General features: G+C 57.2%; 12 protein-coding genes. 5 read left to right on the top strand and 7 right to left on the bottom strand.

The window, feature by feature from the left end:
* Positions 1-41: 41 nt before the first annotated feature.
* The 4 genes from gyrB to dnaA are packed head-to-tail and all read right to left on the bottom strand — an operon-like array spanning position 42 to position 6,249.
* Positions 42-2,459 (bottom strand): DNA topoisomerase (ATP-hydrolyzing) subunit B, encoded by a 2,418-nt coding sequence (gyrB, locus tag AB4O45_RS13410; protein WP_024014948.1) that lies wholly within the window; start codon positions 2,457-2,459, stop codon positions 42-44.
* A gap of 5 nt (positions 2,460-2,464) precedes the next feature.
* A complete protein-coding gene (gene recF, locus AB4O45_RS13405; RefSeq protein ID WP_056791117.1) occupies positions 2,465-3,568 on the bottom strand; it encodes a DNA replication/repair protein RecF in 1,104 nt (367 codons plus the stop codon).
* Positions 3,569-3,582: 14 nt separating this feature from the next.
* Positions 3,583-4,686 carry a DNA polymerase III subunit beta gene (gene dnaN / locus AB4O45_RS13400; RefSeq protein WP_016772390.1) on the bottom strand — a complete coding sequence of 368 codons (1,104 nt, stop codon included), beginning with the start codon at positions 4,684-4,686 and terminating at the stop codon, positions 3,583-3,585.
* A 39-nt stretch (positions 4,687-4,725) separates the two neighbouring features.
* Entirely contained in the window at positions 4,726-6,249 is a 1,524-nt protein-coding gene (dnaA, locus tag AB4O45_RS13395) for a chromosomal replication initiator protein DnaA (RefSeq protein WP_024014947.1), read from the bottom strand.
* A gap of 566 nt (positions 6,250-6,815) precedes the next feature.
* On the opposite strand from dnaA, the gene rpmH reads away from it, so the two are divergent.
* From rpmH to mnmE, 5 genes are all read left to right on the top strand, one after another.
* Positions 6,816-6,950, top strand: a complete 135-nt coding sequence (rpmH, locus tag AB4O45_RS13390) for a 50S ribosomal protein L34 (protein ID WP_003213577.1) — start codon at positions 6,816-6,818, stop codon at positions 6,948-6,950.
* Between the two features lie 16 nt (positions 6,951-6,966).
* Complete coding sequence (gene rnpA, locus AB4O45_RS13385; protein ID WP_024014946.1) at positions 6,967-7,368, top strand: ribonuclease P protein component; 402 nt, start codon at positions 6,967-6,969, stop codon at positions 7,366-7,368.
* Positions 7,361-7,606, top strand: a complete 246-nt coding sequence (gene yidD / locus AB4O45_RS13380) for a membrane protein insertion efficiency factor YidD (protein ID WP_027901580.1) — start codon at positions 7,361-7,363, stop codon at positions 7,604-7,606. Before rnpA ends, yidD begins: the two co-directional genes overlap by 8 nt.
* 2 nt (positions 7,607-7,608) lie before the next feature.
* Positions 7,609-9,288, top strand: a complete 1,680-nt coding sequence (gene yidC / locus AB4O45_RS13375) for a membrane protein insertase YidC (RefSeq protein ID WP_041476523.1) — start codon at positions 7,609-7,611, stop codon at positions 9,286-9,288.
* 81 nt (positions 9,289-9,369) lie between these two features.
* A complete protein-coding gene (gene mnmE, locus AB4O45_RS13370) occupies positions 9,370-10,737 on the top strand; it encodes a tRNA uridine-5-carboxymethylaminomethyl(34) synthesis GTPase MnmE (protein WP_150743201.1) in 1,368 nt (455 codons plus the stop codon).
* Between the two features lie 41 nt (positions 10,738-10,778).
* Here mnmE and AB4O45_RS13365 read toward each other — a convergent pair whose 3' ends face one another.
* From AB4O45_RS13365 to AB4O45_RS13355, 3 genes are all read right to left on the bottom strand, one after another.
* Positions 10,779-13,214: a TonB-dependent siderophore receptor gene (locus AB4O45_RS13365; protein ID WP_460161493.1), complete on the bottom strand. Its 2,436-nt coding sequence runs from the start codon at positions 13,212-13,214 to the stop codon at positions 10,779-10,781.
* Between the two features lie 118 nt (positions 13,215-13,332).
* The gene (locus AB4O45_RS13360) at positions 13,333-14,283 is read right to left on the bottom strand and encodes a FecR domain-containing protein (protein ID WP_252887058.1); all 951 of its coding nucleotides are present in this window, start codon (positions 14,281-14,283) and stop codon (positions 13,333-13,335) included.
* Positions 14,283-14,789, bottom strand: a complete 507-nt coding sequence (locus tag AB4O45_RS13355) for a sigma-70 family RNA polymerase sigma factor (RefSeq protein ID WP_460161492.1) — start codon at positions 14,787-14,789, stop codon at positions 14,283-14,285. The genes AB4O45_RS13360 and AB4O45_RS13355 overlap by 1 nt, the downstream gene beginning before the upstream one ends.
* Positions 14,790-15,302 lie beyond the last annotated feature (513 nt).

The following is a 15,302-nucleotide window of genomic DNA, read 5'->3' as shown; positions in this document are numbered from 1 at the left end:
GGCATTGGCCGGGGTTTTTCATGAGCGGGTAGCAATCAGGATCAGAAATCCAGGTTGGAAACCGCCAATGCGTTGCTCTCGATAAAGTCTCGGCGAGGTTCGACCGCATCACCCATCAGGGTGTTGAAGATCTGGTCTGCACCGATGGCGTCTTCGATGGTGACTTTCAGCATGCGCCGCACGCTTGGGTCCATGGTGGTTTCCCACAGCTGATCCGGGTTCATTTCGCCCAGACCTTTGTAGCGCTGGATGGTGTGGCGCTTGGTGCTTTCGGCCATCAGCCAGTCGAGGGCTTCCTTGAACTCGGTAACGGCTTTCTTGCGCTCGCCACGCTGGATGTACGCGCCTTCGTCGAGCAGGGTGCTCAATTGGGCGCCCAAAGTGACCACGGTTTTGTAGTCGTTGCTGCCGAAGAAGTCGCGGTTGAAGGTGACGTAGTTCGACAGGCCGTGGGAGATCAGTTCGACCTCTGGCAGCCAGACGCCACGTTCGCGATCTTCACGCAGGCTGGCCTTGTAGACCAGACCCGACTTCTCGTTGGTGCGCAGGCGAACTTCGTACTGGGCCAGCCACTCTTGCATCGCTGCGTGGTCGCCCAAGGTTTCCAGACTGACGGCCGGCAGATAGATGAAGTGCTCGGTCAGCTCCTGAGGGTACAGACGCGACAGACGCTTGAGGGTCTTCATGACCATGCGGAAGTCGTTCACCAGACGTTCCAGCGCTTCACCGGAAATGCCCGGGGCTTCTTCGTTCAGGTGCAGGCTTGCATCTTCCAGGGCCGACTGCGTCATGTACTCTTCCATGGCGTCGTCGTCTTTGATGTATTGCTCTTGCTTGCCTTTTTTGACTTTGTACAGCGGTGGCTGGGCGATGTAGATGTAGCCACGCTCGATCAGCTCCGGCAGTTGACGGAAGAAGAAGGTCAGCAGCAGGGTACGGATGTGCGAACCGTCGACGTCAGCATCGGTCATGATGATGATGTTGTGATAGCGCAGCTTGTCGATGTTGTACTCTTCGCGACCGATGCCGCAGCCCAGCGCGGTGATCAGCGTGCCCACTTCCTGGGACGAGATCATCTTGTCGAAACGGGCCTTCTCAACGTTGAGGATCTTGCCCTTCAACGGCAGGATCGCCTGGGTCTTGCGGTTACGTCCCTGCTTCGCAGAACCGCCCGCGGAGTCACCCTCCACCAGGTACAGTTCGGACAGCGCCGGGTCTTTTTCCTGGCAGTCGGCGAGCTTGCCCGGCAGACCGGCGATGTCCAGCGCGCCTTTGCGGCGGGTCATCTCACGGGCCTTGCGCGCGGCTTCACGGGCACGGGCGGCGTCGATCATCTTGCCGACCACCAGCTTGGCTTCGTTCGGGTTTTCCAGGAGGAAGTCGGAGAAGTATTTGCCCATCTCCTGTTCCACCGCAGTCTTCACCTCGGAAGACACCAGCTTGTCTTTGGTCTGCGAGCTGAACTTCGGATCCGGCACTTTCACCGAGATGATCGCGGTCAGGCCTTCACGGGCATCGTCGCCGGTGGTGGCGACTTTGTGCTTCTTCGCCAGACCTTCCTGCTCGATGTAGTTGTTCAGGTTACGCGTCAGCGCCGAGCGGAAGCCCACCAGGTGGGTGCCGCCGTCGCGCTGCGGAATGTTGTTGGTGAAGCACAACAGGTTCTCGTTGAAGCTGTCGTTCCACTGCAGGGCGATTTCCACGCCGATGCCGTCTTCACGCTGGATGTTGAAGTGGAACACCTGATTGACCGCAGTCTTGTTGGTGTTCAGGTATTCAACGAACGCACGCAGGCCGCCTTCGTACTTGAACAGCTCTTCCTTGCCGCTGCGCTCGTCCTTGAGGACGATGCCGACACCGGAGTTGAGGAAGGACAGTTCACGAATGCGCTTGGCGAGGATGTCCCAGCTGAAGTGAATGTTCTTGAAGGTTTCGCTGGAAGCCTTGAAGTGGATCTGGGTACCGGTGGTTTCGCTGTCGCCAACGATGGCCATCGGTGCCTGAGGCACGCCGTGGACGTAGGTCTGTTCCCAGATCTTGCCACTGCGGCGAACGGTCAGGACCAGTTCTTCGGACAGCGCGTTCACCACCGACACACCTACGCCGTGCAGACCGCCGGATACTTTGTAGGAGTTGTCGTCGAACTTACCGCCAGCGTGGAGGACGGTCATGATGACCTCTGCGGCGGAAACGCCTTCCTCTTTATGCACGTCTACCGGGATGCCACGACCGTTGTCTTTAACGGTGATGGATTCGTCCGGGTGAATGATGATGCTGATGTCGTCGCAATGGCCGGCGAGGGCTTCGTCGATCGAGTTGTCGACCACCTCGAACACCATGTGGTGCAGACCGCTGCCATCGTCGGTGTCACCAATGTACATACCGGGACGTTTGCGTACGGCATCCAGGCCTTTCAGCACTTTAATGCTCGTTGAGTCGTACGTATTTTCTTCGCTCAATGCCTTCACTCCCGATGGTCGTGGGTCTGGGTGATACGGCCCTGTTCCACGTGGAACAAAGCGACTGGCGTTTCCGTCTGCCAGCCTTCCCTCAGTAATTCGTGATCTACACAGGTGATAAACACCTGGCAGCGTAAGTCTTCCAGCAAGCGGCACAGCGCGCGGCGGTGGCTCTCGTCCAGCTCGGACGGCAAATCATCCACCAGATAAATACACTGTCCGCGACGGGCCTGGCTGACCAGGTGCCCTTGGGCAATCCGTAGTGCACAGACCACAAGCTTCTGCTGACCCCGGGACAGGATGTCCGCGGCATTGTGTGCGCCCAATCTGAGACGCAAATCAGCTCGTTGCGGTCCGGCCTGGGTGTGCCCCATCTGCTGGTCCCGTTGTACGGAAGCGGCGAGTACGGCGCTCAATTCGCGGTCCTTGTCCCAGCCTCGGTAATAGCTGAGCGTCAAACCCTCGAGCTCAACCAGTTCGCTCAAGGTCTGTTCGAAGACCGGTTTCAAGGCTGTGATGTAAGCGCGGCGGTATTCATCGATTTCAGCGCTGGCCTGGCACAGTTCCCTGTCCCAAACCGCTTGCGAAACGGCGTCAAGTGTACCATGCCGCAGCCAGGAGTTTCTCTGGCGCAGCGCCTTCTGCAAACGCTGCCAAGTGGCCATGAAACGCGGTTCGACGTGGAACACGCCCCAGTCGAGAAACTGCCGGCGAATCTTCGGTGCGCCTTCCAGCAGACGGAAGCTGTCCGGGTTGATCAACTGCAGCGGCAGGATCTCCGCCAGCTGCGCAGCGCTACGGGCGTTCTGGCCGTCGATGCGAATCTGGAACTCGCCCTGACGGTCGCGGGAAATCCCCAGCGCACTGTGTCCGCCTTCAGCCAGCTCAACCTGACCGAATACGGTACAGGCGAGCTGTTCGTACTGAATCACGGGCAACAGCCGCGTGCTGCGAAACGAACGGGCAAGCCCCAGCAGATGAATGGCTTCCAGAACACTGGTTTTGCCGCTGCCGTTGGCGCCGTAAAGAATGTTGATGCGGGGGGAGGGGGAGAAGGTCACCGGGTGCAGATTGCGCACCGCGGTGACCGAAACACGACTTAACGACATTCAGGATCAGCTGATTACAGACGCATCGGCATGACAACGTAAGCCGAATCGTCATTGTCGGACTCTTGCACCAGCGCACTGCTGTTGGAGTCGGACAGGATCAGGCGAACCTGCTCGGTGGTCATCACGCCCAGCACGTCGAGCAGATAGCTGACGTTGAAGCCGATCTCCAGCGAGCCGCCGTTGTATTCAACGCCCACTTCTTCTTCCGCTTCTTCCTGCTCCGGGTTGTTGGCCTGGATCTTCAACTGACCGCTGGCCAGTTGCAGACGGATACCGCGGTACTTCTCGTTGGACAGAATCGCGGTACGGCTGAACGCTTCACGCAACGCCTGACGATCGCCGAGTACCAGCTTGTCACCACCTTTCGGCAGGACGCGCTCGTAATCCGGGAATTTACCGTCGACCAGTTTCGAGGTGAAAGTGAACTCGCCAGTGGTGGCGCGGATGTGGTGCTGGCCGAGGACGATGCTGACATTGCCATCCGGCTCGGTGAGCAGACGCGCCAGCTCGAGGATACCTTTGCGCGGCACGATCACCTGATGGCGATCCGGCTGACCGATATCGGCCTGCATCGAGCACATCGCCAGACGGTGTCCGTCGGTGGCCACGGCGCGGATCACACCAGCGGAAACTTCCAGCAGCATGCCGTTGAGGTAGTAACGCACGTCCTGCTGGGCCATGGCGAAGCTGGTGCGTTCGATCAGACGACGCAGTTTGCTTTGCTCCAGGCTGCAGGTCAGCGAGCCCGGGCCTTCTTCGACGGTCGGGAAATCGTTGGCCGGCAGGGTCGACAGGGTGAAGCGGCTACGGCCGGCCTTTACCACCAGCTTCTGCTCGTCGACCTTGATGTCGATCAGCGCATCGTTGGGCAGGCTTTTGCAGATATCCATCAGCTTGCGCGCCGGCACGGTGATGGAACCGGTTTCGGCCGGCTCTTCGAGTTGCACACGACCGACCAGCTCGACTTCCAGGTCGGTACCGGTCAGCGACAGTTGCTGGCCTTCGACGACCAACAGCACGTTGGACAGTACCGGCAAGGTCTGTCGGCGCTCGACGACGCCTGCGACCAGTTGCAGGGGTTTCAACAGGGCTTCGCGTTGAATGGTGAAATGCATGGTCTAGTCCCTTGCCTTAATAAGCTGCGCTGGTGTTCATCAAGTGGTCAGTGTACGCAGCAGGTTCTTGTAGTCCTCGCGGATGTCCGCGTCGGATTCCTTAAGTTCGTTGATCTTGCGGCAGGCGTGCAGCACGGTGGTGTGGTCGCGGCCGCCAAACACATCGCCGATTTCCGGCAGGCTGTGGTTGGTCAGTTCCTTGGACAACGCCATGGCCACCTGACGCGGACGAGCCACCGAGCGCGAACGGCGCTTGGACAGCAGGTCGGAAATCTTGATCTTGTAATACTCGGCGACGGTGCGCTGAATGTTATCCACAGAAACAAGTTTGTCCTGCAACGCCAGCAAGTCTTTCAGGGATTCGCGGATCAGCTCGATGGTGATGTCGCGGCCCATGAAGTGCGAGTGGGCGATTACGCGTTTCAGCGCACCTTCCAGCTCACGGACGTTGGAGCGAATGCGCTGGGCAATGAAGAATGCGGCATCGTGAGGCAACTCGACTTTGGCCTGATCGGCCTTCTTCATCAGGATCGCCACGCGGGTTTCCAGCTCAGGCGGCTCGACCGCAACGGTCAGGCCCCAGCCGAAGCGGGATTTGAGGCGTTCTTCAAGGCCTTCGATTTCTTTCGGGTAGCGGTCACTGGTGAGAATGACCTGCTGACCACCCTCAAGCAGCGCGTTGAAGGTGTGGAAAAACTCTTCCTGGGAACGCTCCTTGCGGGCGAAGAACTGAATATCGTCGATCAGCAAGGCATCCACCGAACGGTAGAAACGCTTGAATTCGTTGATGGCGTTCAGTTGCAACGCCTTGACCATGTCGGCCACGAAGCGCTCGGAATGCAGGTACACGACCTTGGCATTCGGATTCTTCTTTAATAGATGGTTGCCCACCGCGTGCATCAAGTGGGTTTTACCCAGGCCGACGCCACCATAAAGGAACAGCGGGTTATAGCCGTGCTTGGGATTGTCCGCCACCTGCCAGGCCGCTGCACGGGCTAGCTGGTTGGATTTACCTTCAACGAAGTTTTCGAAGGTGAACGTGCGATTCAGGTAACTGGTGTGCTTGAGCGCACCTTCTACCTGCACGGTGCGCTGCTCCGCGCGAACCGGGGCCTGCTGCGAAGCGGCGCCGGCCATCGGGTCGAAGCTGTCGCGGGAAGGTTCTTCGCTGACTTCAGCGGCCTTCTGTGTGGAACGTTTGGCCGGAGCAGGGGCTGGCGTCGGTGCCGGATTGCTCGCTGGCACATTATTGGCCTGCGCCTGAGCAACCTGCGCGGCCGCCAGCGGCGCATTGGGTGCGGCACGAGGTGCCGAGCTGCGCTTGCTGCCTATTAACAAGGACAGCGCCGGCGTCGAGCCATTGCCGTGCTCATCCAGCAGTTCAAGAACGCGGCCCAGGTACTTTTCGTTGACCCAGTCCAGCACGAAACGATTCGGTGCGTAGACGCGCAACTCGTCGCCTTCGGCTTCGACCTGTAGTGGACGGATCCAGGTGTTGAATTGTTGGGCAGGCAGCTCTTCGCGCAAAAGCTCCACGCACTGCTGCCAAAGTTCCACTGACACGGATATCCCCTAAGTTGAAAGCCGGTGAGGCAAAAACAAGCGGCCATTGTAGCGGCGAGCGGTTCACTTATCCACATGCAGGTAGGTCCATCGCCATCATTTATCAATGCGTTAACGCATTAAAAGGCGACCAACGGCACATGAATAAGCCCTGTGGATAAACGCCTCTGAGGGCACTGGACAACTGGGGGTTAAACCCGGTGGATAACCAGCCTGTGGATAACAAGCCCTTTCACACACAGCTTTTCCGATAGCGCAGCACAGGCTGAACACGGTTTTCCACTGTAGTTGTCATTCTCTGTACACCCCGAAGAATAAGGCCCCATGGCAGTTATCCACAGAAGATGGCGTGTCTAGCTTTTACAAGCTTTACAGAAAAGCTTTAAATAATTCCCTTCTTTATTTCTATATCTGGCTGACAGGCTTTCGAGCTCAAACCCTGCCCTGATCTATTTATAAGGAAACGCTGGTTGGAAATTGACCTGAGGGCTTGCTTTCTCTAGAATCCCCGGTCTCTTAAAACGGGGGCCATTCCGGCCCGTTGTGGACGAACCAGGTAACACGACATGAAACGTACTTTCCAACCAAGCACTATCAAACGCGCTCGTACCCACGGTTTCCGTGCTCGCATGGCTACCAAGAACGGCCGCGCAGTCCTGTCGCGTCGTCGCGCCAAAGGTCGTGCGCGTCTGGCAGTTTGATAATCCGGTACTGGAGGTGAGTCAGGACTTCAGTCGGGAAAAGCGTCTGCTTACCCCCCGGCATTTCAAGGCAGTCTTTGACTCCCCTACCGGCAAGGTTCCGGGGAAAAATCTCCTGCTCCTTGCACGCAACAACGATCTTGATCACCCCCGTCTCGGGCTGGTTATCGGGAAAAAGAGCGTAAAGCTCTCCGTTGAGCGCAATCGCCTTAAACGTCTGATGCGCGAATCGTTCCGTCTGCACCAGGATTCACTGGTCGGCTGGGACATCGTTATCGTCGCGCGCAAAGGTTTGGGTGATGTAGAAAACCCCGAATTGATTCAGCATTTCGGCAAACTCTGGAAGCGTCTGGCACGCAACAAGCCCGTTCCGGCAGTCAAAACCGAAACTGTAGGGGTAGACAGTACCGATGCGTAAACTGGCCCTCGTTCCGATCCAGTTTTATCGCTATGCCATTAGTCCTTTAATGGCCAGCCACTGTCGCTTCTACCCCAGTTGTTCCTGCTACGCGTATGAAGCCATTGAAAATCATGGCCTTCTGCGCGGTGGCTGGCTGACCTTTCGTCGTTTAGGTCGCTGTCATCCGTGGAATCCCGGTGGTTATGACCCGGTTCCACCTGTCCCTACCTCCCGTTCTTCTTCGATGGCCGAGTAATCATGGATATCAAACGCACGATCCTGATCGTCGCCCTGGCAATCGTGTCCTACGTCATGGTTCTTAAATGGAACCAGGATTATGGCCAGGCTGCCCTGCCGACTCAGAATGTTGCTTCCAGTACGACTACATCCGGTTTGCCGGACACCGCCACTGGCACAAATGCTGCCAGTGACGATATTCCGCGCGCCGCCAGCGATACCAGCGCACCTGCCGAAACGCCGGTCGCCGCCAGCAAGGATCTGATTCAGGTCAAGACCGATGTACTCGATCTGGCGATCGATCCACAGGGTGGCGACGTTGCGCAACTGACTCTGCCTTTGTATCCACGTCGTCAGGATCGTCCTGACGTTCCGTTCCAGCTGTTCGATAACGGCGGCGAACGTGTATATCTGGCGCAAAGCGGTCTGATCGGTACCAACGGCCCGGATGCAAACCCGGCCGGTCGTCCGGTTTATTCCTCGGAGAAGAAGGTTTACCAACTGGCTGACGGTCAGGATCAACTCGTCGTTGACCTGAAATTCAGCAAGGACGGCGTCAACTACATCAAGCGTTTCACCATGAAACGTGGCCTGTACGACGTCGCTGTCTCCTACATTGTGGATAACCAGAGCGCTCAGCCCTGGAACGGCGCAATGTTTGCCCAGTTGAAGCGCGACGCCAGCGCTGATCCTTCGTCGACCACGGCTACTGGCACCGCGACTTACCTGGGCGCCGCCCTGTGGACAAGTTCCGAGCCGTACAAGAAAGTGTCGATGAAGGACATGGACAAGGCGCAGCTCAAGGAAACCGTCACCGGTGGTTGGGTAGCCTGGCTGCAGCACTACTTCGTGACCGCGTGGATTCCGGCCAAGGGCGAGAACAATATCGTCCAGACCCGTAAAGACAGCAAAGGCAACTACATCATCGGTTACACCGGTCCGACTCTGACCGCTGCTCCAGGTGCAAAAGTTGAAACCAGCGCTGTGCTGTACGCAGGTCCGAAAAGCCAGGCTGTGTTGAAAGAGTTGTCCCCAGGTCTGGAACTGACCGTCGACTACGGCATTCTGTGGTTCATTGCCCAGCCGATCTTCTGGCTGCTGCAACATATCCACGCCATTGTCGGTAACTGGGGCTGGTCGATCATCTTCCTGACCATGCTGATCAAAGGGATCTTCTTCCCGCTGTCGGCCGCCAGCTACAAATCGATGGCGCGCATGCGTGCCGTGGCTCCGAAACTGGCTGCGCTGAAAGAGCAACATGGCGATGACCGGCAGAAAATGTCGCAGGCCATGATGGAGCTGTACAAGAAAGAGAAGATCAATCCACTGGGCGGCTGCTTGCCGATCCTCGTGCAGATGCCGGTCTTCCTGTCGCTGTACTGGGTTCTGCTGGAAAGCGTGGAAATGCGCCAGGCGCCGTTCATGCTGTGGATCACTGACCTGTCGATCAAGGATCCGTTCTTCATTCTGCCGATCATCATGGGCGCAACCATGTTCATCCAGCAGCAGCTGAACCCGACGCCTCCGGATCCGATGCAGGCGAAGGTCATGAAAATGATGCCAATCATCTTCACCTTCTTCTTCCTGTGGTTCCCGGCGGGCCTGGTACTGTACTGGGTTGTGAACAACTGCCTGTCGATTGCACAACAGTGGTATATCACGCGTAAGATCGAAGCGGCGACGAAAAAAGCCGAGGCGTAACTTGCACTGTGGATAACACCACTCAAAGCGCCCCCTAGTGGGGCGTTTTGCTATCTGCCACTTTTGTCTGGATGCCGCTTTATGAGCACACCCCGTGAAACCATCGCCGCTGTCGCCACCGCTCAAGGGCGCGGCGGTGTGGGCATCGTCCGTATTTCCGGGCCGTTGGCCAGCGTTGCGGCAATAGCCATCAGCGGCCGAGAACTGAAACCACGTTACGCTCATTACGGGCCGTTTTTCAGTGACGACCAGCAGGTGCTGGACGAAGGTCTGGCTTTGTATTTTCCGGGTCCGAACTCGTTTACCGGCGAAGACGTCTTGGAATTGCAGGGCCATGGCGGCCCGATCGTTCTGGACATGTTGCTCAAGCGTTGTCTGGAACTGGGCTGCCGTCTGGCCCGTCCAGGTGAATTCAGCGAGCGCGCCTTCCTCAATGACAAACTCGATCTGGCCCAGGCCGAAGCAATCGCCGATTTGATCGAAGCCAGTTCTGCACAGGCTGCGCGCAATGCGCTGCGCTCATTGCAGGGTGCGTTTTCCCAGCGTGTGCATAACCTGACCGAGCAACTGATCGGTTTGCGTATCTACGTTGAAGCCGCCATCGACTTCCCGGAAGAGGAAATCGACTTTCTCGCCGACGGTCATGTATTGGGCATGCTCGATAAGGTACGCGATGAGTTATCCACAGTGCTGCGCGAAGCAGGGCAGGGCGCGTTATTGCGTGATGGCATGACCGTCGTCATCGCTGGGCGGCCGAATGCTGGTAAATCCAGCCTGTTGAATGCATTGGCCGGTCGCGAAGCCGCCATCGTCACCGAGATTGCCGGCACCACGCGGGATATCCTGCGCGAACATATCCACATCGACGGCATGCCCTTACATGTTGTCGATACTGCAGGCCTGCGGGACACGGATGATCATGTGGAAAAAATCGGCGTGGAACGGGCTTTGAGGGCCATCGGTGAAGCGGATCGGGTTTTGTTGGTGGTCGATTCGACAGCACCAGAGGCACTGGATCCTTTTGCCTTGTGGCCAGAATTCCTTGAGTCTCGACCGGATCCGGCGAAAGTCACCCTGATCCGGAACAAAGCCGATCTGACCGGTGAAGCGATTGCTCTGGAAACCAGTGACGACGGCCACGTGACCATCAGTCTCAGCGCCAAGTCCGCTGAAGGCCTCGACCTGCTGCGTGATCATCTAAAGGCGTGCATGGGTTACGAGCAGACCTCGGAGAGCAGCTTCAGCGCACGTCGCCGGCATCTGGAGGCACTGCGCCACGCCAGCGCGGCATTGGAACATGGCCGCGCGCAACTGACCCTGGCGGGCGCTGGGGAGTTGCTCGCTGAGGATTTGCGCCAGGCTCAACATTCCCTGGGTGAAATTACCGGGGCGTTCAGTTCTGATGATTTGCTCGGACGGATTTTCTCCAGCTTCTGCATTGGCAAATAAAGAGGGGGCTGTGGATAATTCATCCACAGCCCCTTTTTTGTTCACCAGTTATAGGACACCGTACCGAGCAAAGTACGATCCTCGCCCCAGTAACAGCGACCTGCATCGTTGCATCCCGAAACGTATTCCTTATCGAACAGGTTCTTCGCGTTCAGATCGACACTCCAGTGTGTATCTATCTGATATCCAACCGCCGCGTCGACCAATGTCACGTCGCCGGCATCCAGTTTTCCGTAGAGAGAAGGCGAAGTGTAGGCAAACGCACTGTCGAAATAACGCACGCCACCGGCCACATACAAGCCTTTCAAATCACCGTCGAGGAAGCGATATTTCGCCCAGGCCGACGCTTGATTACGCGGCACGCCGGTCATTTGGTGGCCCTTGACCAGCGACGTCGCCGAATCCTTGGTAATTTTTGCGTCGGTGTAGGTATAAGCCGCCGTGACATTGAGGTTCTGCGTCAAATTACTGTTGAGTTCCAGCTCCACCCCTTTGGCGCGGCTTTCGCCCACCTGGCGATAGGTTGACGTCGTTGCGTCGAAATAGGTGTCGTCCTTCTTGCGCAGGTCATACACCGAAGCGGTGAAAGCGGTGTCCCAGCCCATCGGTTCGTACTTCAAACCCACTTCGTACTGGCTGCTGGTGATCGGATCAAGCGGTGCGCCGGCATTGGAAATCTGCTGCACCGGCACGAACGCTGTTGAATAGCTGACATACGGCGTCATGCCGTTGTCGAACTGATACATCACGCCGCCCTGATAGGTGAACTTCTTGTCCTCGGAGCTGATGTTGCTGCCTCGCGCCACCTTGTCGCGGAAGTCACTGTCGACCCAGTCCTGGCGCCCGCCCAGCAGGAACAGCCAGTGGTCGTACTTGCTCTGAATCTGTGCATAAACACCCTTCATCTGCTGCTCGAGCAAAGTGTTCTGCACGGCAATTGGCGTGGTCGGATCGCGCAGGTAAACCGGGTTATACACATCGATCGGCCCGACAACGCCGGCATTCCAGTCCTGGTTGAACGAGGTGCGATCGTAGCTGACGCCCAACAGCACGGTGTTTTCCAGCTCGCCCGCCTCGAACTTGCCTTCGAGCTGGTTATCCAGCGAATACACCATGGATTTGTTGAAGCGATCGTAAGCGGTCACGTTCAACCGCGTGCCGAAACCGGCGTTGTTCAGATTGCCCGGCCAGGTTTCGTGGCGGGTGATGCGCGACTGCATGTAGCGCGAGTTCTGGCGGAACTGCCAGTCGTCGTTGAACGAGTGGCTGAACTCGTAACCGCTGCTCCAGGTTTCCCGTTCGAAGGTATTCCAGTCCGGGTCGCCGAGCATTGTGTCTTTGGATAATTGGCCGTTGGGATTACTCAGCAACGTGCCGGCGGCCGGCAGGCCAAGCTCCATGTTGGTGTGGTCTTTCTGGTAGTTGGCCAGCAGCGTCAGCGTATTGAAATCGTCGAAGTTCAGGGTCAGCGAAGGGGCGATATAAATCCGGTCGTCAGGAACGTGCTCGGTCTGGGTATCGGATTTGCGCCCCTGCATCACCACGCGTCCGAGAACGTTGCCGTTGTCATTGAGCGGGCCGGAGACATCTACGCCGATTTGCCGGCGATTGTTCGAGCCATAGCCCAGTTGCACTTCGCCCTGAGGCGCGGCGGTCGGGCGTTTGCTGACCAGATTGACCAGACCGCCTGGCGCATTTTCGCCATACAGCAGCGAAGACGGGCCACGGAACACCTCGACCCGCTCAAGTCCGTACGGCTCGGTGCTGGTGTCATAGCGATTGCCCTGCACGCGCAGTCCATCGCGCAGCAAACCGTAGCCGTAATCGGTGGCGTTGAAACCACGGATATAGAACAGGTCGCCAGCCAGACTGTCACCGGCGGCAAAAGGTGGGGCGAAGATCCCCGGCACGTAGCCGAGTACGTCGGTGAGTGTCTGGGATTTCTGATCCTTGATGCGCTGCCCGGTCACCACTGACACGGAACGCGGTGTTTCCGACAGCGGCGTATTGGTTTTCGTACCGATCCGGCTGTTTTGCGCCTTGTAGCCGACGTCGGCGGTGTAATCCAGATTCATTGGATTACCCAACTGCGCATTGATGTTGGTCGGCGCCAGTTCCAGGGCGTCACCGCTGGGCACGTTCTGCAGAATGTAACTGCCGGGTGCTTGTGGCACTGCCTGTAAACCCGAGCCTTGCAGCAATTGAGCGAAACCTTGTTCGACGCTGAAATCGCCATTTAAACCGGCACTGCGCAAGCGGCTGGTCTGCTGCGGCGAGAACGACAGAATCACATTGGCGGCAGCGGCGAACTGGCTCAAGGCACTATCCAGCGGGCCGGCGGCAATGGCGAAGCGCTGGGATGTCGACGCCGCGAAGGCGCTGTTGCTGATCACCAGACAAGACGCAGCGCTGGCCATCAATAAGCTGCATGCAATGCAATGTGGAGAAAAGCGCTGACGGAACGTGGGAAGACGCATGTGTGGATTAGCCCTGAAGGTGGCGAAGAGCCGCGTTTATCGCGATTACCTGTAGGGCCGGGTCAGGGCGAAAAAAGATAACCCTGCTTGAAATTATTTTTCCCCAGGCATTTTTTGATCAAGCGCTATGGCTGATCGAGATCCAATAACGGCTGAAATAACGCACGTTGATTGGCAACGAGGCCTGAAGGTTGGCCAGCACTGCGTCGGTCGAATCGAGCCGGAAAGTCCCGGAGACCCGCAGATCCCGGGCGCGGCGATCACAATGCAATACACCACTGCGATAGCGTCCCAACTCCGCGATTACATCGCCCAGGCGCGCGTCGAAAACGATCAACTGGCCGTTGATCCAGGCCACTTCTGATGACTGGAAGGAATGACTGAGGCCGATGTGCCGACTATCGAAATCCGCGCCTTCGCCTGCTTTCAGAATGAGCGCAGCAGTGGATGACTGCGCGGGTTGAACGCTGACTCGATCTTCCAGCACCCCAACTCTGGTTGAGCTGGACATCTGATGCACCGAGAACCGGGTGCCCAAAGCTTGAATCCGCCCGTCGCGGGTTTGCACATAAAACGGCCGCTGATCGCCAAGCTTGCCGGTTTGGATGAGGATTTCACCGGCACGCAGTTGAATCAGGCGTTGCGCTGCGTCGAAAGAAACATCGATGGCCGAGTCGGTGTTGAGCTGGATCTGGCTGCCATCGGCCAGGCTGATGGTGCGACGCTGACCCACACCGGTTTTATAGTCGGCCCAAACGTTGCCGAGGGATGTGTGTCGTTGAGCACTCCAGCCAACGAAGCCTGTTCCCGCTGCGAGCAGCAACAGCTTGAGCACCTGCCGGCGGTGCTGACCAGTGTTATTGAGCGCACATCGTTTCAGATCCTGCGGCAGCGTACCGAGGTGGCGCTGCAATTGTTCCATCTGGTTCCACGCCGCCAGATGCGCTGGATCGCTGTCTATCCACAACTGCCAGGCCTTTTGTTCGGCAAGGCTCGGTGGCTGAGACTGAAACTGCACATACCAGCTGGCGGCAGTTTCCAATAGCTGACGGTTTGCAGCGGCGGCCATCATGGCTGCGCCATGAGCAGGGCGCACTCAGTCAGGGCGCGGATCATGTGTTTTTTTACTGTGGTCAGCGAGACTCTCAATTGCACGGCGATCTGTTGATAAGTCAGTCCGTCGACTTGCGAAAGCATGAAGATGTGCCGTGTTCGCGGACCCAGCCCGGTCAATGCTTTATCCACAGCGATCAGGGTTTCAATGATCAGCGCCCTGTCTTCTTCGCTAATGACTGACGCTTCCGGCCGAGCTGCGAGGGCCTGCAGATAAGCGCTTTCAATCGCCCTGCGTCTATAACAATCGATGACCAGGCCGCGCGCAATAGTCGTCAGGTAATCCCTCGGCTCACGAATATGAGCTGCATTGCGCGCCGCCAGAACTCGCAAAAACGTGTCATGCGCCACATCGGCTGCATCGCAGGCGTTGTGCAGTTTGCCCTTGAGCCAACCATACAGCCACGAATGATGTTGCTCGTAGATTTGCTCGATCGCAGCGGTGTGGGCGGGTAGGGGCATGGGAGAAACTGATGTTTTAATGATAATGGCTATTATTAGCTTCTGTTACGTCCTCTCACAATAGCCTTTTCATTTCCTGCCCTTGGCTTGCCGAGCGTCACTAATCCCTAGCTGACGCTTTTTTTGCGTCCGGAAAAAGACATGTTGGCGATTTTCTGTGGACTAAGCCCTGTGAATAACTGCTCCTGAGGTCAGTTGATAAAGGGGGTTGAAAACTGGATATAACCTGCTCTGTGGATAACCATCCCTTTCATCCACAGGCTTACACCGGTTATCCAAGGGCCTCATTGCCACATGAGCACAGGGTTTTTAATCTCTGTACACATTGTAATACATGGCCTGTAGCGATCTATCCACAGAAATGGTGCTCAGTAAGAATAAACATAAAAACAAAGGTTTTATAAATTTCTCTCTTTTTTATTTTTTTTAACCTCGAGTTCTCCACAGCTGGTTAAATTTTGTGCAAAGGGTTCTTTAGAAAGGGCGAAGTCCCTATACTTGCCGACCAGGTCC

This window comes from Pseudomonas sp. S2_B10 (genome assembly GCF_054668425.1).
Note: the sequence above shows the minus strand (reverse complement) of the source record. Positions and strands in the feature narration are given on the sequence as shown.

Excerpts from the sequence above, each read along its gene's own strand:
- recF (WP_056791117.1), bottom strand. The coding sequence starts at position 3,568 with ATGTCGTTAAGTCGTGTTTCGGTCACCGCGGTGCGCAATCTGCACCCG.
- dnaN (WP_016772390.1), bottom strand. The coding sequence starts at position 4,686 with ATGCATTTCACCATTCAACGCGAAGCCCTGTTGAAACCCCTGCAACTG.
- rpmH (WP_003213577.1), top strand. The coding sequence starts at position 6,816 with ATGAAACGTACTTTCCAACCAAGCACTATCAAACGCGCTCGTACCCAC.
- yidD (WP_027901580.1), top strand. The coding sequence starts at position 7,361 with ATGCGTAAACTGGCCCTCGTTCCGATCCAGTTTTATCGCTATGCCATT.
- yidC (WP_041476523.1), top strand. The coding sequence starts at position 7,609 with ATGGATATCAAACGCACGATCCTGATCGTCGCCCTGGCAATCGTGTCC.
- mnmE (WP_150743201.1), top strand. The coding sequence starts at position 9,370 with ATGAGCACACCCCGTGAAACCATCGCCGCTGTCGCCACCGCTCAAGGG.
- AB4O45_RS13365 (WP_460161493.1), bottom strand. The coding sequence starts at position 13,214 with ATGCGTCTTCCCACGTTCCGTCAGCGCTTTTCTCCACATTGCATTGCA.
- AB4O45_RS13360 (WP_252887058.1), bottom strand. The coding sequence starts at position 14,283 with ATGGCCGCCGCTGCAAACCGTCAGCTATTGGAAACTGCCGCCAGCTGG.
- AB4O45_RS13355 (WP_460161492.1), bottom strand. The coding sequence starts at position 14,789 with ATGCCCCTACCCGCCCACACCGCTGCGATCGAGCAAATCTACGAGCAA.